Origin of the sequence: Yersinia proxima (assembly GCF_902170785.1) — a bacterium.
Lineage (GTDB): Bacteria > Pseudomonadota > Gammaproteobacteria > Enterobacterales > Enterobacteriaceae > Yersinia > Yersinia proxima.
On sequence record NZ_CABHYG010000001.1, the window covers coordinates 316,257 to 333,744 of the forward strand.

The following is a 17,488-nucleotide window of genomic DNA, read 5'->3' on the forward strand; positions in this document are numbered from 1 at the left end:
TTTTTGTTTGAAGCGTTCTGTTAGCGCTTTAGGAATTTTCTTAGTCAAAATTACCATTTTTGTTTCAGTCTGTCATCATGATGTCGATCAACTAATCAATTTACTCCTCGAAATCTGATATATCGATGGTATCAATGGCTCGGTGTCAGCTAAATCATGTTTTTTTTCATGATAACTTGATGATGCAGACTGCATGATAGTGTTATATGATATTGGTTATCATTATCACTTGAGTGGTGGTTACTATGATTGCAGCCAAATTGACTACTTACCGTTTTGGGGGGATAAGTGGCTTATTGATCCGTGGAATGTCCAGTGGATGGGGAATGTTGCTGCCTTTTGCATTACTTCCGGTGCTGGGGTGGGCTGACATCACTGTGGGTCAGTTGCGAGTGCTGATTGTAGTCGCGATGCTGGCGACGGTGAGTATGTTATATCATGCACGGTTGCGGCACTTTCTATTACTGCCATCTTGTCTGGCGCTTTTGGCGGGAATGGTCGCAATATTGATGCACAATGGTATGCATGGATAAAAAGTGACTATAGAGATGAAGGGGGTTTAAATCGTGTTGATATTAGAAATCATCGTGGTGCGAAGGGAGGGACTTGAACCCTCACGTCCGTAAGAACACTAACACCTGAAGCTAGCGCGTCTACCAATTCCGCCACCATCGCCCAAATGATTTCTTACTATCTTACCTGTTATACTTCAAGCTGCATGTTCGTTGGCTGCCTTCATTCACCCTAGTCACTTACTTATGTAAGCTCTTAGGGATTCACTCAGTTGCCGCCTTCCTGCAACTCGAATTATTTTGGGTATATCTCTTGAAGTGAGTAAAACTTCGGATTTATATCACCAGCTTGGTGCGAAGGGAGGGACTTGAACCCTCACGTCCGTAAGAACACTAACACCTGAAGCTAGCGCGTCTACCAATTCCGCCACCATCGCATGTGCTGTGCAATATAAATCTGTACTACGGGGGCGAATTCTAGAGATTTTCGCGGTCAGGTCAATACTTATTTCCCCTGAGCGGGACGTTTGCTGTAAAAAGCATCATATGTTGATCAAATGATTTGATTACCGACGCTTTTCTTATTCCAGGTTTAACTCTTTATGTGGGCGGATTCGGGTGGATAATGGGCGAATAGCTCAATTAACCAATCAATTAACACTCTAACTCTGGGTGCCAAAAAACGCCCCGGAGGGAACATAATAAATAGCGGCATCACTGGCGGCGGCATATGGGGTAATACTTCAATCAATTCGCCTTGTGCTAATTGGCCCTGAATACCAGCGGTAGGCACCTGAATCAACCCTAAACCTGCCACTCCCGCTGCAATATAAGCGTCAGCACCGCTGACACTCAAAATACTGGGTAAAATCCGATTTTCAATTTTCCCCTGACAAACAAATTCCAACGGGTAATCGCGATGGTTTAACTGGGAGAAATAGCCTACAGCTTGATGGCCAGATAAATCATCCAGCGACACCGGCATACCGTATTTTTCTAAATAAGCCGGCGATGCGCAGGTAATTTGTGGTTGCTGACCAATATTTCGTGCAGCTAATTGTTCATCGTGCGGTAGCCAGGCGCGTAATACACAATCTACACCTTCACGCAGCAGGTCGATGGTGCTGTCATTTGCGCCGAGAATCAATGTGATATGGGGATAGCGCTGATAAAAATCACTTAATGCGGGAATAACAACATTGCGTGCCAGTGAATGTGGCATATCAATGCGTACCTTTCCTTCCGGTTGCAGTCGCTGGTGGCTAAACAACGAATTGGCCTCCTCAAATGCCGATAATAATTGCAGGCAACGGTGATAATAGAGTGTGCCTTCGGCAGTGATATTCACTTGACGAGTGGTGCGCACCAGTAAACGTACACCTAACCGCTGCTCTAATCGCTTTAAGGTGTGGCTGACAGTGGCCCGTGGTAGTTGCAGTTTTTCTGCCGCGCGGCTGAAACTGCCCAACTCAACAATACGGACGAATATCTGCATAGCTTGTATTTGATCCATAATTGCGTTCGCCCATTGTTGGTGTTTTTTGAATAGTGATGAGTGATCTGCATTATTTATCTTTCCTCGTGAAACAACCACACTTTCTTCCGACATCACTAATCGGGAGTATCGCAATGCAACAACGTCAATTAGGTTCGAATGGCCCGCAGGTTTCAGCATTAGGCCTTGGCTGCATGGGAATGAGTGATTTCTACTCCACTAATCAGGACGCTAACGAGTCCATTGCGACTCTACATCGGGCATTAGAGTTGGGTGTCACTTTGCTGGACACTGCAGATATGTATGGCCCATTTACCAATGAGGAGTTGGTAGGGCGGGCGATTAAGGGCAAGCGTGATCAGGTCTTTTTAGCCACTAAGTTCGGTATTGTGCGCGACCCTACCGATCCGACGGTACGCGGTGTGAGCAGCCGTCCTGATTATATCCGCCAGTCGGTTGATGGTAGCCTCAAGCGCTTAGGTGTTGATGTCATTGACCTTTATTACCAGCATCGAGGTGATCCGAGTGTGCCGGTGGAAGATGTCATCGGGACTTTGGCTGATTTGGTCACCGCCGGTAAAATTCGTTACATCGGCTTGAGTGAAGTATCGGCAGCAACATTAGAAAAAGCCCATCAGGTGCACCCGATTACAGCGGTACAGAGTGAATACTCACTGTGGACGCGAGATGTGGAAACTTCTGTTCTGGCAACCTGCCAACGGTTAGGTGTCGGGTTTGTGGCCTATAGCCCATTAGGGCGCGGTTTCCTGACGGGGGCGATACGAAGCCCGAATGACCTGGCTGCTGACGATTTTCGCCGTAATAACCCACGTTTTCAGTGGGATAACTTTGCTCTGAATCTGGTGTTGGCCGATACAGTAACAAAAATGGCGCAGGATAAAGGGGTTAAACCTTCCCAATTAGCTTTAGCTTGGGTGCTGGCGCAGGGGGAATATATTGTGCCAATCCCTGGGACTAAACGCCGCGCTTACCTGGAAGAGAATCTGGGAGCATTGGATGTGGTGCTGAGTGCGCAAGAGTTGGCCGTGCTGGATGCGGTGTTCCCATTCCATGCCGCAGCGGGTGAGCGCTACGGCGCGGAAGGGATGGTTTATCTTAACGCTTAATATTAGTGACTGATAATATTAACGTTTTTTCTTAGGGTCCCGTGGCGGACGCCCGACAGTTGCCTGATAGACCTTAAAACGACCATTTTGCGCCAGCACTTCATGGCTACCAAATGCGGCATCCAGCAGCGCAGGATAAGGCAGGAAGGAGTTCGCCACGATACGCAGTTTTCCACCCACATGCAGGTGTGCGGTGGCACCCCGAATCAGCATCTCAGCTGCAGTCAGGCTGGTTTGAATCCCATCATGGAACGGTGGGTTAGAAATAATCATCTCGAAGCGGCCTTTAATGTCAGAGTAGACATTGCTGGCAATCACTTGCGCCTCGATATTATTTGCCGCCAATGTTGCCCGGCTGGCCTCAATTGCAGCAGCGCTTACATCACTCAAAGTCCATTTGATTTTGGGTGATTGTTGCGCTAAAACACAGGCGAGCACACCAGCACCACACCCGACATCCAGCACACTGCCTTTAAACGGCTCGCTGAAAGTAGAAAGCAGCAGATGGCTACCAGAATCCAGTGAATCACGGCTGAATACGCCCGGCAGGGTTTTTACGATGACATCACCCACCTGATAGCTTTCCCACCAGGCATCGGCATCAAATTCCGGCTGTTTATCCAGGCGACCATGGTAGAGACCACAACGGCGGGCGCTATCAATTTTGGTTAATTGGGCGAACTCTGACAGCATTTCCTCTGCACTGCGCACACCGCTGCGATTCTCGCCCACCACAAAAACATCACAACCGACGGGCAGCAAAGACAGCAGATTGGCCAGTTGGAACTGAGCTTCTTGTTTGCTTTTTGGCCAGTAATAAACCAGCGTATCGCAGGTGGCGACGGTTTCAGGTGTGGCCACAAGACCGAATTGAACATTCTCGTCCAGCGTATTGCTCAGTAATTGCCAGTGGTGATATTGATTGGTGTGAACCCGTATCCCGGCTGCATCAAATTGCGCTGGCAGCGCATCTTGTAAATCACCGGCAAACAACACGTGGCGGGCTATAAATTCATCACTATGGCGCAGTATCACTTCACTGGCTGGGGTTAATGCAGACATCAGTCTTTGGCTCCTTAAGAATATGATCGGGGATTATAGAGGTTTGTTGGCGCATGTTCGATGGGTTTGCTAGCATAGCGTCGAAATACGGGTCGCTTTGACAGGAAAGGGCATGGCATCAAGACGAGACTTACTGTTACAACAGCTTGGTATTACGCAGTGGACATTGCGCCGCCCAGCCGTTTTGCAGGGTGAAATCGCCATTCGTTTACCCGACGATACCCGCCTGTTAATTGTCGCAGACCCGCTGCCTGAGCAGGATGACCCGCTGTTGTGCGATGTGCTGCGCAGCCTTGGGCTTACTCCCCGCCAGGCCTATGCGCTGACGCCGGATCAGGTGGCAATGTTACCTGAGGAGACACAGTGCAACAGTTGGCGATTGGGCATCAGTGAACCGCTTGCGGTTGCGGGTGCGCAGTTATACAGCCCGGCCCTGACCGGACTTTATCAAGACGCGAGCGCTAAGCGCGCACTTTGGCAGCAGATTTGTCATCATGAAGCAGATTTCTATCCTGACGCCAGCCGATCTGGCCACAGCGTACCAAATTGAACAAGCCAGCCATGCTTTCCCGTGGACGGAAAAAACTTTAGCCAGCAATCAAGGCGAGCGCTACCTCAATTTCAAGCTGAATGTTGGGGAACAAATGGCCGGTTTTGCCATTACCCAAATTGTATTGGATGAAGCAACGTTATTTAATATTGCTATTGATCCACAGTATCAGCGCCAAGGGTGTGGCCGTCTACTGCTTGAGCATGTCATTACAGAATTGGAAAAACGCCAGATCGTCACACTTTGGCTCGAAGTTCGCGCCTCAAATGCACGTGCAATCGCCTTGTACGAAAGCCTGGGGTTCAACGAAGTTTCTGTACGTCGTAACTATTACCCCGGTGCCAATGGGCGTGAAGATGCCATCATGATGGCATTACCAATGGGGTAGTGTCTTTTTGTTTTGAAAAAATTGTCTATCCCGCATAAATCAGGGAAAATACCGCGCTATAACCACTTATACCCAAAAGTGATAGGAATCGCTGCTGATAACGCAGTTTTTCACGTAAAAGGGTATAGCGCCATAATCAATGCCTTGCTTTGCTTGGGCCTTGCATCAATAGGATGTGAGGCCCAGAGCAGGGCGGCCTAAAAGTAGAAATTTCAAATTATGTCTCCAAGTGAATATGCACTGGAAGTCGCGAAAAGACGTACGTTCGCGATAATTTCCCACCCCGATGCCGGTAAAACCACTATTACCGAAAAAGTGTTACTGTTCGGGAACGCCATTCAGACCGCCGGTACAGTAAAAGGCCGTGGCTCAAGCCATCATGCCAAATCTGACTGGATGGAAATGGAAAAGCAACGTGGTATCTCGATCACCACTTCCGTGATGCAGTTTCCCTATGGCGGTTGCCTGGTCAACTTGCTCGATACTCCTGGGCATGAAGACTTCTCCGAAGATACTTACCGCACACTGACCGCCGTTGACTGCTGTTTGATGGTGATTGATGCGGCTAAAGGGGTCGAAGATCGCACGCGTAAGCTGATGGAAGTTACCCGTCTGCGTGATACGCCGATCCTGACCTTTATGAACAAATTGGATCGCGATATTCGTGATCCAATGGAAGTGCTGGATGAAGTGGAACGTGAGCTGAAAATTGCCTGTTCCCCTATCACCTGGCCGATTGGCTGCGGCAAGTTGTTTAAAGGGGTTTATCACCTTTATAAAGATGAAACTTACCTGTATCAGACCGGTAAAGGTCACACCATTCAGGAAGTGCGCATTGTTAAAGGACTGAATAACCCGGATCTGGATGTTGCCGTGGGGGAAGATCTGGCTAAACAGTTCCGCCAAGAACTGGAGTTGGTTCAGGGAGCGTCTCATGAGTTTGATCATGACGCTTTCTTGTCTGGTGATTTAACACCGGTATTCTTCGGTACTGCGCTGGGTAACTTTGGTGTCGACCATATGCTGGATGGCTTGGTTGAGTGGGCGCCTGCGCCAATGCCACGTAAAACCGACACCCGCGAAGTGGTGGCGGCGGAAGAGAAATTCACCGGTTTTGTCTTTAAGATTCAGGCCAATATGGACCCGAAACACCGTGACCGTGTCGCTTTCTTACGAGTGGTTTCTGGTCGTTTTGAAAAAGGCATGAAACTGCGTCAGGTGCGTACCAAAAAAGATGTGGTGATTTCAGATGCACTGACCTTTATGGCCGGTGACCGCTCCCACCTCGAAGAAGCCTATGCCGGGGATATTATCGGCCTGCACAACCACGGGACTATTCAGATAGGTGATACCTTCACTCAAGGTGAAGATATGAAGTTCACCGGTATTCCTAACTTTGCACCTGAATTGTTCCGCCGTATTCGCCTGCGTGACCCATTGAAACAGAAACAATTGCTCAAAGGCTTGGTTCAGTTGTCAGAAGAGGGGGCAGTGCAAGTGTTCCGCCCACTGACCAACAACGACCTGATTGTTGGGGCTGTTGGTGTTCTGCAGTTTGAAGTGGTGTCTTCACGGCTGAAAAGCGAATACAACGTCGAGGCGGTGTATGAATCCGTCAACGTATCAACCGCGCGTTGGGTTGAATGTGACGATGTGAAGAAATTCGAAGAGTTTAAACGTAAGAATGAGGTTAATCTGGCATTGGATGGCGGTGATAATTTGAGCTATATCGCCCCAACGATGGTTAATCTCAATATTACGCAAGAGCGTTATCCGGAAGTGCGTTTCCGTAAAACTCGCGAACATTAATCAAGCCGTAAGCCGCATTCTATCGGGGTACTCAGTGCCCCGATTCATTAATTTCCCTCATTATTTTCTCTCTAAGATAACTCTCACTTAGCTGTGATATTCTCGTTTTAGTCCTATTCCGACTGTTATTCTGCTGAAATGCTCTATCTTTATAAAGGCCAGCAGAATTGACTAACATCAATTTCGGGTTAGTTAATCTGCAATAATCGTAAAGTATTCATCAAATTTCCACCCATATAAGGTGGAGTAAGAATCCAAAAATTGAGGCGTTACTCTGGTTTGGGTTCATAACAATGAAGGAAGAAATCGATGACAAACACAAAATTTGCCCGTTCAATGATGGCTGTTGTTTTAGGTACTGCACTGATGAGTGGTAGCGTTTTAGCTGAAGAGACTATGCTCAATAAAGCTGACAATGTCGTAGACAGCACTGGTGCGAAACTTGATAGCTCCATGAAAAAAGTCGACAACTACATGGGTGACAGCGCGGCAACGGCGAAAGTAAAAAGCGCATTGCTGGAAGAGAAAACTCTTAAAAGTACTGATATCTCAGTGGAAACCAATCATGGTGTCGTCACACTGACTGGCTTTGTGACTTCTCAGGCTGAAGCTGAAACCGCAGTTGATATCGCCAAAAACGTTGAAGGCGTTAAATCTGTCAGCGATAAACTACATGTGAAGGATCAAAAATCACAATCCGTTAGCGAATATGCTGGCGATGCAGCAACCACCAGTTCAATAAAAGCCAAATTACTGGCTGATGACATCGTACCATCACGTAAAATTACCGTAGAAACCACTGATGGCGTGGTGCAGTTATCCGGTAATGTTGAAAATAAAGCTCAGGCCGAACGTGCCGAAAGTATTGCCAAAGCCGTTGATGGCGTAAAAAGTGTTAAAAACGACCTGAGCATCAAGCCTTAATTATTATCCGGCTGATGGGTATTTCGTGGAGTCACAATATAACCTGCGAAATACCCTTTAATAAGTCTGTCAGCCAAATAATTCATCCAATATATCCAAAATAATACGACTTCTGTCAGATACGCTACTGTTAAATAGACAGAGGTGGTTAAAGAGTGATTTTCAAACGCGAGTGATGAAATCATTTTTCAAACGGGAAGGAGAGGCTTATGTTTCGCTGGGGCATTATATTTCTGGTTATTGCGTTAATCGCAGCGGCATTAGGTTTTGGTGGGCTAGCCGGTACGGCAGCCTGGGCTGCTAAAGTTGTTTTCGTCGTCGGTATTATTCTATTCCTCATCAGTTTGTTTACAGGACGTAAACGCCTTTAGTTAGGTGTAAGGGTTACAGCAATGGTAAGAAGGGGTATCCTCAAAGCCTGGCTGTAACGGAATTAAGGATGGATGGTGGGATACAGAATACCTATCACGCTCGGTAATATTGAGCCACTCGCCTATAAACCATACCAACCCAGTAAAATGGCGTTGGTTTGCGAGGGCGGCGGGCAGCGGGGAATCTTTACAGCCGGTGTGCTGGATGAATTCCAGCGCGCCCGCTTTAACCCTTTTGATCTTATGATCGGCACCTCTGCAGGTGCGCAAAATCTTTCTGCTTTTATCTGCGGCCAACCTGGTTACGCGCGGCGGGTGATTACTCGTTACACCACCACAGCTAATTTCTTTAATCCACTGCGCTTTGTTCGTGGTGGACATCTTATTGATCTCGATTGGCTGGTGGATATCACCTCACAACAATTACCGCTGGCAATGGATCAAGCCGAACAGCATCTACGCGAGGGGCGTGAGTTTCTCATGTGTGCTTGCCGTAGTGATGATTTTGAACCAACGTATATCGCCCCCACCCGCGAAAACTGGTTACCCGCCGTTAAAGCCTCCAGCGCCATCCCTGGATTATATCGTCAAGGGGTTGATTTAGATGGGGTAAGCTATCTTGATGGTGGTATCAGTGATGCTATCCCAGTGGAAGAGGCTTATCGCCGTGGGGCTGATACGATTGTCGTCATCCGTACAGTGCCTTCGCAGGCTTATTATACGCCGCAATGGATGAAGCGGATGGAGCATTGGCTGAGTGAAAGTAGCTTGCAACAGCTAGTGCGGATAATGAAACAGCATGAGCAGAGTTATCATCGTATTCAGCAATTTATTGAAAAACCGCCGGGTGACTTACGCATTTTCGAGATTTTTCCGCCTAAGCCGCTGGCCAGTAATGCTTTGGGGAGCCGGATCCCTGCATTGAATCGTGACTATCATTTAGGGCGTCGCTGTGGCCGTTATTTTTTGGCAACCGTTGGGCACTGGCTGTTGCCTCAAGAGCAGTCTGAGATAGACAAGGAGAAAACCTCTATTTCTCTTTCTCGTCGCATTATCCAGCCGCAAGATATTAATCAATCAGATGAGATGACAGACTTGATTGATAATGATGATTCTTCATTTGCTATCACTCAATCACCAGAGACTACCGCACCCGCAAACACTGTAAAAATCTCGGGTAATCATCTGCCTCCGCAAATGACGGTAGCCGACAGTGGGTTGATTATCCCGGCGGCGACACGGAGCAAGAAAAAACCACTACAAGCGGAGATTATTTTGCCGCCAGATGTGGCGAAAACCAAGGGTGATACTGCTTAATGGCATTGATGAGCGGGCAAATACCCTATTTTGTCGATACGCATTGTCACTTTGATTTTCCTCCTTTCAGTGGTGCGGAGGCGGCCAGCTTATTAAGTGCCGCACAAGCGAATGTTAGACAAATTATTGTGCCTGCTGTCAGTACAGATTATTTCCCGCGTATTCTCGATTTGGCAGCGAACTATCCGCCATTATTTGCCGCACTGGGCATGCATCCGCTTTATATTGCGCAGCATCAAGACGCCGATTTAGCTACTCTGGCCTCAGCGCTGGCGATTAAAACAGAAAAATTGGTGGCAGTAGGGGAGATTGGCCTGGATCTCTATATGAATGAGCCGCAGTTACCCCGGCAATTGGCACTCTTGAACGCCCAGTTAAAATTAGCCAAACAGTATGATCTTCCAGTGATTTTGCATTCGCGTCGTTCGCACGATCAACTTGCATCAGCATTGCGTAAAGCCGCCTTGCCACGCACAGGAGTGGTTCACGGTTTTGCGGGTAGTCTAGCGCAGGCACAGGCATTCATTCGCTTGGGTTATTATATTGGGGTGGGTGGAACCATCACTTATGAGCGGGCGCAGAAAACCCGTAATGTTATGGCGGCATTACCGTTATCTGCATTATTACTGGAGACAGACGCGCCGGATATGCCACTGGCTGGTTTTCAAGGTCAACCCAATCGACCAGAGCGAGCGGCTAATGTATTCGCTGCATTGTGTGAGTTACGCCAAGAAGCACCACAAGATATTGCTACTCAGCTTTTGCTCAATAGCCAGCGCTTATTTCATTTACCTCCAGCCGATCAATCCACACTTTAGGTTTTGACGTTCCCATACAAACCACACTAATAGTTAGCCAGATCTGCTTTCTTGTTATTTTGATGTGACACCTGTCACGTTAATAGCTTTGCGGTTACTTTTAGTTGTGTTTATTTGTGACAGAGATTGTTTGATCGCCAGATCATGCCGGTATAATCCCACCCACATTATTTTAATACAAATTATTAACAGGATTATCGGCATGCTCATGAGTTTAGTCGGAATGGCAGTACTGATATTAATAGCCGTGCTTCTTTCAAGTAATTTTAGGGCGATTAATATCCGCACTGTAGTTGGGGCATTTATTATTCAGGTCGGTATTGGTGCGCTGGTTTTATATGTTCCTATAGGACGTCGTATCCTGGGGGGGATGTCTGAAGGGGTTGCGAATGTTATTGCTTACGGCAATGACGGGATTTCATTTATGTTTGGCGGTTTGGTTTCCGACAAAATGTTTGAAGTCTTTGGTGGCGGCGGTTTTGTATTTGCCCTGCGAGTCTTGCCCGTCATTGTATTCTTCTCCTCATTAATCGCCGTCTTATATTATCTCGGCATTATGCAACTGGTGATTAAAGTATTGGGCGGTGGCTTACAAAAACTGTTGGGGACTTCGCGTACTGAATCCCTGTCTGCCACAGCCAATATTTTTGTCGGCCAGACTGAAGCGCCATTAGTGGTGCGTCCCTATATTGCCACCATGACACAATCCGAATTATTTGCGGTAATGTGCGGTGGTTTGGCTTCGGTCGCCGGTTCTGTATTAGCCGGTTATGCGCAAATGGGCGTACCGTTGGAATATCTGATTGCCGCCTCCTTTATGGCTGCACCTGGTGGGTTATTGTTTGCCAAACTGATGGTGCCAGAGACTGAAAAGACCCGTGATAATGTTGATGCGGCTACATTGATTGCTGAAGATGAGCGCCCGGCTAACGTCATTGATGCTGCGGCATCCGGCGCAGCGTCTGGCTTGCAACTGGCACTAAATGTTGGGGCGATGCTACTGGCCTTTATTGCATTGATTGCATTGCTAAATGGTATTTTGGGTGGCATCGGTGGCTGGTTCGACTATCCGCAACTTTCAATGGAATTGATTCTGGGCTGGGTATTCTCACCAATTGCATATCTGATCGGTATTCCGTGGAGCGAGGCGATGGTGGCAGGCTCCTTTATCGGCCAGAAGATCATTGTGAACGAATTCGTGGCATTTATGAATTTCGGTCAGTATCTACAGGCAGAAGAGCTGGTGCGCGCTGCCGGTTTGCAGGTGCTTTCTGAACATTCCAAGGCCATTATTTCCTTCGCGCTGTGTGGTTTTGCCAACTTGTCCTCTGTCGCCATCTTGTTGGGTGGATTAGGTAGCATGGCCCCTAACCGCCGCCATGATATCGCGCGTTTTGGTTTAAAAGCGGTGGCGGCTGGAACACTGTCGAATTTGATGAGTGCCACCATCGCCGGCTTCTTCCTGGCATTATAACGACGCCTAATTATTTTAGGATTTTTGCCATAATCCTGCGTGTTTCTGCCCATAAGCTATCCTTGATGCGAGTGGGCGTTTACTGGCTGAAAGCTATAAATCAGGTTATTTTGTGACTCTAATCACATATAATATCAGCGCGTTACAAGTTACTATTGATTAATGTGAATTTGAACACATCTCATGTGCTGGTAACGTGTTCAAATAGAGCTATACACAATAGATTTCAAGACGCAGAAAGGCGGCAAAGGAGAGAATCCCGATGAACTTACATAGGTAAGTAATTCGGGTGAGCGAGAGCAGCCAACACATCTGCAACTTGAAAGATGAAGAGTAAATAAGTTAGTGCGGTGAGATGGATCTCAATTGCCACCCAGATGGGGCTATCTTCAAGGAACCAAGTCCGCTCGCCAACGTATTGAGCCAGAACCATGCGGCTCATAAATAAATGCTCAGTTTTGGCAAGGTGCTGAGGCTGAAATAGTGTTGGAGAGTTTTATGACCGATTTAACCGCCTGCGCGAATCTCAATGATTATGCCAAACGCGCGCTGAGTTTAATGGATTTAACCACCCTGAATGACGACGATACCGACGATAAGGTTATTGCGTTGTGTCATCAGGCTAAAAGTCCTGCCGGTAATACCGCGGCAATCTGTATTTATCCTCGCTTTATTCCTATTGCGCGTAAAACATTACGTGAGCAGGGAACGCCTGAAATCCGCATTGCAACAGTCACCAATTTCCCTCACGGCAATGATGATATCGACATCGCGCTGGCTGAAACCCGTGCTGCGATTGCCTATGGTGCTGATGAGGTGGATGTGGTCTTCCCTTATCGCGCTTTAATGGCCGGTAACGATAAAGTCGGTTTTGAATTGGTGAAACAGTGCAAGGAAGCCTGTGCTGACGCCAATGTATTGCTGAAAGTTATCATTGAAACCGGTGAGTTGAAGCAGGAACATTTGATTCGTCAGGCCTCAGAGATTGCTATCAACGCTGGGGCTGATTTTATCAAAACCTCCACCGGTAAAGTGCCAGTTAATGCCACGTTGGAAAGTGCTGGCATCATGATGCGTACTATTCGTGACCTGGGGGTGGCGAAAACTGTTGGTTTTAAACCGGCGGGTGGTGTGCGCACTGCGGAAGACGCGGCACAATTCCTACAGCTGGCGGATCAATTGATGGGTGAAGGCTGGGCTGATGCTCGCCACTTCCGTTTCGGTGCCTCCAGTCTGTTAGGCAGCTTGTTGACGACATTGGGTCATCAGAGCAACAGCAAAACTACCGGCTACTAATCATTATCTCAGTCTTTGAACTGAGCAGATGCACTGCGGGCTATTTTGTCCGCTGTGCTGCTTTTATTTCATAAGCAGGGGGATACCTTGTTTCTCGCACAAGAAATTATCCGTAAAAAACGCGACGGCCAGGCACTGAGCGAAGAAGAGATTCGTTTCTTTATTAATGGTATTCGCGATAACGTGGTTTCCGAAGGGCAAATTGCCGCTCTGGCGATGACCATTTATTTCCATGATATGAGCATGCCTGAACGTGTGGCGCTCACGATGGCAATGCGTGATTCTGGCACCGTGCTGAACTGGAAGAGCCTAAACCTTAATGGCCCGATTGTGGACAAGCACTCCACCGGCGGTGTGGGTGATGTGACCTCCTTGATGCTCGGCCCAATGGTAGCAGCCTGCGGCGGCTATGTACCGATGATTTCGGGTCGTGGCTTGGGTCATACCGGCGGAACATTGGACAAACTGGAAGCGATTCCTGGTTTTGATATTTTCCCCGACGACAGTGCCTTTCGCAAAATCATTCAGGATGTCGGCGTCGCCATTATCGGCCAAACCAGCTCGCTGGCACCGGCGGATAAGCGTTTTTATGCCACCCGCGATATCACCGCTACGGTGGATTCCATCCCGCTGATTACCGCCTCTATTCTGGCTAAAAAGCTGGCTGAAGGATTGGATGCGCTGGTGATGGATGTCAAAGTGGGGTCGGGTGCTTTTATGCCGACTTATCAGCTATCTGAGGACTTGGCCAAGGCCATTGTCGGTGTCGCTAATGGCGCGGGTTGTAAAACCACAGCGCTGCTGACTGACATGAATCAGGTATTGGCGTCCAGTGCCGGTAATGCGGTTGAAGTGCGCGAAGCGGTGCGCTTCCTGACTGGCGAATATCGTAACCCGCGTCTGTTGGAAGTGACGATGGCGCTGTGTGTCGAGATGCTGCTATCCGGCGGCTTGGCGCAAAATGATGCCGATGCTCGTGCTAAGCTGCAAGCAGTATTGGATAACGGTAAAGCGGCGGAAATCTTTGGTCGCATGGTCGCTGCGCAAAAAGGCCCGAGCGATTTTGTCGAACGCTATGACAGTTACTTGCCTGCCGCTATGTTAAGCAAACCGGTGTTTGCTGAACGGTCAGGAATTATCACTGCTATGGATACCCGAGCATTAGGTATGGCCGTAGTTTCCCTTGGCGGTGGCCGCCGTCGGGCAACAGATCCTATTGATTACAGTGTGGGCCTGACCGATATGGCTCGCTTGGGGGCCAGTGTTGATGGTCAACAGCCATTAGCCGTGATTCATGCCAACAATGAAGATGATTGGCAGCAGGCAGCCGATGCAGTGCGGGCGGCAATCACATTAGGTCAAAAAGCACCGGAAGAAACTCCGGTGGTTTATCGTCGTATTACTGAATAAACGCCATACTTTAAAGGTGCCGCACAGTGTGTGAACCTAGGCAGGAGAAAATGATGAAACGTACATTTATTATGGTATTAGACTCATTTGGTATTGGCGCTAGCGCTGATGCTAACAAATTTGGCGACGAAGGGGCTGACACTCTGGGTCACATCGCCGAGGCCTGCGCCCGTGGTGAAGCCGATGTTGGTCGTAGCGGCCCATTGACACTGCCTAACCTAAGCCGCTTAGGGCTAGGTAAAGCCGCCGAAGAATCTACCGGTAAATTCCCGCCAGGGCTGGATAAGAATGCAGACATCATTGGTGCTTATGGGTATGCCAGTGAGTTGTCTTCCGGTAAAGACACCCCATCGGGCCACTGGGAAATTGCCGGTGTACCGGTGTTGTTCGACTGGGGCTATTTCAGTGATGTGGAGAATAGTTTCCCACAGGAATTGCTGGATAAACTGGTCAAACGCGCTAATTTGCCGGGCTATTTGGGTAATTGCCACTCTTCAGGCACCGTGATTCTTGATCAACTGGGCGAAGAGCACATGAAAACCGGGAAACCGATTTTCTACACCTCTGCAGACTCCGTGTTCCAGATTGCCTGTCATGAAGAGACTTTTGGGTTGGATCGCCTGTATGAACTGTGCGAAATCGCTCGCGAAGAACTGACTGAAGGCGGCTACAATATTGGCCGTGTGATTGCGCGCCCATTCATTGGTGATAAGCCAGGTAACTTCCAGCGCACCGGTAACCGCCACGATTTGGCAGTTGAACCGCCAGCACCGACCATGTTGAAAAAACTGGTGGATGAGAAGGGCGGTGAAGTAGTTTCTATTGGTAAAATTGCCGATATCTACGCCCACGTCGGCATCACGCAGAAAGTGAAAGCGACCGGTCTGGATGCCTTGTTTGATGCCACCATCGAAGAGATGAAAAAAGCCGGTGACAACACCATAGTTTTCACTAACTTTGTTGATTTTGACTCTTCTTATGGCCATCGTCGCGATGTTGCGGGCTATGCTGCCGCGCTGGAATTGTTTGACCGCCGTTTGCCAGAACTAATGGCGCTCGTGAAAGAAGATGACATTCTGATCCTGACGGCTGACCACGGTTGTGACCCAACCTGGCCGGGCACCGACCATACTCGTGAGCATATTCCGGTCTTGGTCTATGGCCCGAAAGTGAAACCGGGTTCACTGGGCCACCGTGAGACGTTTGCTGATATTGGGCAGACGGTAGCTAAATATTTTGAACTCTCCCCAATGGATTATGGCAAATCAATGCTTTGATTGCCGATGGGCAGTTCAGTTATGTAAATTTTAATTCTCTGATTTTTAAGGAAAGTGATTATGGCAACGCCACATATTAATGCTGAAATGGGTGATTTCGCTGACGTTGTACTGATGCCTGGGGATCCGCTGCGTGCGAAATTTATCGCAGAAACCTTCCTGAAAGATGTGAAGCAAGTGAATGATGTGCGTGGCATGTTGGGTTTCACTGGCACCTATAAAGGGCGCAAAATTTCAGTAATGGGTCATGGCATGGGTATCCCCTCTTGCTCCATTTACGCGAAAGAGCTGATCACTGATTTTGGCGTGAAGAAAATTATCCGTGTGGGTTCCTGTGGTGCAGTTCGCGCTGACGTTAAGCTGCGCGATGTGGTTATCGGCATGGGTGCTTGTACTGACTCCAAAGTGAACCGCTTGCGCTTTAAAGACCACGACTATGCAGCGATTGCTGATTTTGATATGACTCGCAATGCCGTTGATGCGGCAAAAGCGAAAGGTCTGAATGTCCGTGTGGGCAACATCTTCTCTGCGGATCTGTTCTATACGCCAGATCCACAAATGTTTGATGTAATGGAGAAATACGGCATCTTGGGTGTGGAAATGGAAGCAGCCGGTATCTACGGTGTTGCTGCTGAGTTTGGCGCGAAAGCCCTGACTATTTGCACCGTATCTGACCATATCCGTACCGGTGAACAAACCACCGCCGCTGAGCGCCAAACCACTTTCAACGATATGATTGAGATTGCGTTGGAATCTGTGTTGCTGGGTGATAAAGAGTAATTTCGTACTGCGTTTCCTATTCAGCGGCAGAATTCTCTGCCGCTGAAGCTGAATCTATTTATCACCCGGTTTCTTGTCTGCTTCAGCCGTTTCCTCTTCACTCTCATCTTCTTTGACTGGTTTATTAGCGGTCAGTAGATAAGGTGATTGCTGCCAGCGGCTCCGGCGACCTTGCAGCAAGGTTCGAGCCAGAATAATGCCGACAGCCAGTGCTACCAGTATCATTAGCCGCAGTAAATTGGTGGTATTATCCACTTGCTTGGATTCTGTGGCGAGTACGTGGGTATCGAGTGTCATGCGCAGAAACCCGGTTGGCCCGCTTTTACCGGGGATCAGTTCAACAATCTGGTGATTGAAATAACTGCCAGGGCGTTTACCATCCAAAGCCAGCCTGTCTCGCACTTTAACGTTCTCTCCGGCGTTAGCAACCAACGTACCGTCAATCTGATATACACTGGCATCCAATATGCGGCTGGATTGCGTCAATTGCTGAAGAATTGCATCGACTTTCTGGCTATCAATATCATCATCACCGGTATCCATAATGGGTGACAGGCTGAAGGCGACTTGTCTCGCCAAGGTTTTCGCCAGTTCTTCAACCTGCTCCGAGCGGGCGAGTTGATGGCTGAGGCTGAAATAGGACGCGCCTTGCATAAGTAACACTAATAATGCCAGGCAAATCAATACAATAGCGGTGCGATGTAAGCGGAATTTTAATTTAGCCTTGGCCATGCAGGTTCCTTGCAAGAATCGATGACTTTATATCCGTCATACTTCAAGCTGCATTTGCGTTGGCTATGCTCAATAATCCGAATCACTTACTGATGTAAGCTCATCGGGATTATCTCGCTTGCCGCTTCCCGCAACTCGAATTATTT

The 17,488-nt window shown here is 48.3% G+C and carries 17 protein-coding genes and 2 tRNA genes; 14 read left to right on the forward strand and 5 right to left on the reverse strand.

The annotated features are described in order from the left end of the window. Positions 1–245 precede the first annotated feature (245 nt). Positions 246–533 carry a DUF1435 family protein gene (locus tag FTB31_RS01280; RefSeq protein WP_050075799.1) on the forward strand — a complete coding sequence of 96 codons (288 nt, stop codon included), beginning with the start codon at positions 246–248 and terminating at the stop codon, positions 531–533. Between the two features lie 55 nt (positions 534–588). Here FTB31_RS01280 and FTB31_RS01285 read toward each other — a convergent pair. The 3 genes from FTB31_RS01285 to FTB31_RS01295 all read right to left on the reverse strand — a co-directional run bounded on the left by FTB31_RS01285 (position 589) and on the right by FTB31_RS01295 (position 2,025). Then, positions 589–675 (reverse strand) — tRNA-Leu (locus FTB31_RS01285). Between the two features lie 187 nt (positions 676–862). Then, positions 863–949 (reverse strand) — tRNA-Leu (locus FTB31_RS01290). Positions 950–1,104: 155 nt separating this feature from the next. After that, a complete protein-coding gene (locus FTB31_RS01295; protein ID WP_050075800.1) occupies positions 1,105–2,025 on the reverse strand; it encodes a LysR family transcriptional regulator in 921 nt (306 codons plus the stop codon). A 116-nt stretch (positions 2,026–2,141) separates the two neighbouring features. Between FTB31_RS01295 and FTB31_RS01300 the strand changes: the two genes are divergently transcribed. Further along, positions 2,142–3,134, forward strand: coding sequence for an aldo/keto reductase (locus FTB31_RS01300; RefSeq protein WP_227731035.1), 993 nt, complete (start codon positions 2,142–2,144; stop codon positions 3,132–3,134). A gap of 18 nt (positions 3,135–3,152) precedes the next feature. Here the strand turns inward: FTB31_RS01300 and rsmC are convergent, their stop codons facing one another. Further along, positions 3,153–4,196 (reverse strand): 16S rRNA (guanine(1207)-N(2))-methyltransferase RsmC, encoded by a 1,044-nt coding sequence (gene rsmC / locus FTB31_RS01305; protein WP_050075802.1) that lies wholly within the window; start codon positions 4,194–4,196, stop codon positions 3,153–3,155. 112 nt (positions 4,197–4,308) lie between these two features. On the opposite strand from rsmC, the gene FTB31_RS01310 reads away from it, so the two are divergent. The 12 genes from FTB31_RS01310 to deoD all read left to right on the forward strand — a co-directional run bounded on the left by FTB31_RS01310 (position 4,309) and on the right by deoD (position 16,610). Next, on the forward strand, positions 4,309–4,746 hold the full coding sequence (locus FTB31_RS01310) for a DNA polymerase III subunit psi (protein WP_050075803.1): 438 nt from the start codon (positions 4,309–4,311) through the stop codon (positions 4,744–4,746). Continuing rightward, positions 4,691–5,134, forward strand: a complete 444-nt coding sequence (gene rimI / locus FTB31_RS01315) for a ribosomal protein S18-alanine N-acetyltransferase (RefSeq protein ID WP_050075804.1) — start codon at positions 4,691–4,693, stop codon at positions 5,132–5,134. The genes FTB31_RS01310 and rimI overlap by 56 nt, the downstream gene beginning before the upstream one ends. Positions 5,135–5,353: 219 nt before the next feature. Beyond that, the gene (prfC, locus tag FTB31_RS01320) at positions 5,354–6,943 is read left to right on the forward strand and encodes a peptide chain release factor 3 (protein WP_019080589.1); all 1,590 of its coding nucleotides are present in this window, start codon (positions 5,354–5,356) and stop codon (positions 6,941–6,943) included. A 309-nt stretch (positions 6,944–7,252) separates the two neighbouring features. Further along, positions 7,253–7,867, forward strand: coding sequence for a molecular chaperone OsmY (gene osmY / locus FTB31_RS01325; protein ID WP_050075806.1), 615 nt, complete (start codon positions 7,253–7,255; stop codon positions 7,865–7,867). Positions 7,868–8,076: 209 nt separating this feature from the next. Next, positions 8,077–8,238: a DUF1328 domain-containing protein gene (locus FTB31_RS01330; protein ID WP_004389381.1), complete on the forward strand. Its 162-nt coding sequence runs from the start codon at positions 8,077–8,079 to the stop codon at positions 8,236–8,238. Between the two features lie 72 nt (positions 8,239–8,310). Next, entirely contained in the window at positions 8,311–9,555 is a 1,245-nt protein-coding gene (locus tag FTB31_RS01335) for a patatin-like phospholipase family protein (protein WP_227723054.1), read from the forward strand. Next, the gene (locus FTB31_RS01340) at positions 9,555–10,373 is read left to right on the forward strand and encodes a TatD family hydrolase (RefSeq protein WP_227731037.1); all 819 of its coding nucleotides are present in this window, start codon (positions 9,555–9,557) and stop codon (positions 10,371–10,373) included. Before FTB31_RS01335 ends, FTB31_RS01340 begins: the two co-directional genes overlap by 1 nt. Positions 10,374–10,575: 202 nt before the next feature. After that, on the forward strand, positions 10,576–11,847 hold the full coding sequence (locus FTB31_RS01345) for a NupC/NupG family nucleoside CNT transporter (RefSeq protein ID WP_072081669.1): 1,272 nt from the start codon (positions 10,576–10,578) through the stop codon (positions 11,845–11,847). 498 nt (positions 11,848–12,345) lie between these two features. After that, the gene (gene deoC, locus FTB31_RS01350) at positions 12,346–13,143 is read left to right on the forward strand and encodes a deoxyribose-phosphate aldolase (protein WP_050075809.1); all 798 of its coding nucleotides are present in this window, start codon (positions 12,346–12,348) and stop codon (positions 13,141–13,143) included. An 87-nt stretch (positions 13,144–13,230) separates the two neighbouring features. Then, positions 13,231–14,553, forward strand: coding sequence for a thymidine phosphorylase (gene deoA / locus FTB31_RS01355; protein WP_032900925.1), 1,323 nt, complete (start codon positions 13,231–13,233; stop codon positions 14,551–14,553). Between the two features lie 53 nt (positions 14,554–14,606). Continuing rightward, a complete protein-coding gene (gene deoB, locus FTB31_RS01360; RefSeq protein WP_050075811.1) occupies positions 14,607–15,830 on the forward strand; it encodes a phosphopentomutase in 1,224 nt (407 codons plus the stop codon). A 60-nt stretch (positions 15,831–15,890) separates the two neighbouring features. Then, the gene (deoD, locus tag FTB31_RS01365; RefSeq protein WP_050075812.1) at positions 15,891–16,610 is read left to right on the forward strand and encodes a purine-nucleoside phosphorylase; all 720 of its coding nucleotides are present in this window, start codon (positions 15,891–15,893) and stop codon (positions 16,608–16,610) included. A gap of 54 nt (positions 16,611–16,664) precedes the next feature. On the opposite strand, the gene FTB31_RS01370 is transcribed toward deoD, so the two are convergent. Further along, positions 16,665–17,342: a YtjB family periplasmic protein gene (locus FTB31_RS01370; protein ID WP_050075813.1), complete on the reverse strand. Its 678-nt coding sequence runs from the start codon at positions 17,340–17,342 to the stop codon at positions 16,665–16,667. Positions 17,343–17,488: the final 146 nt, after the last annotated feature.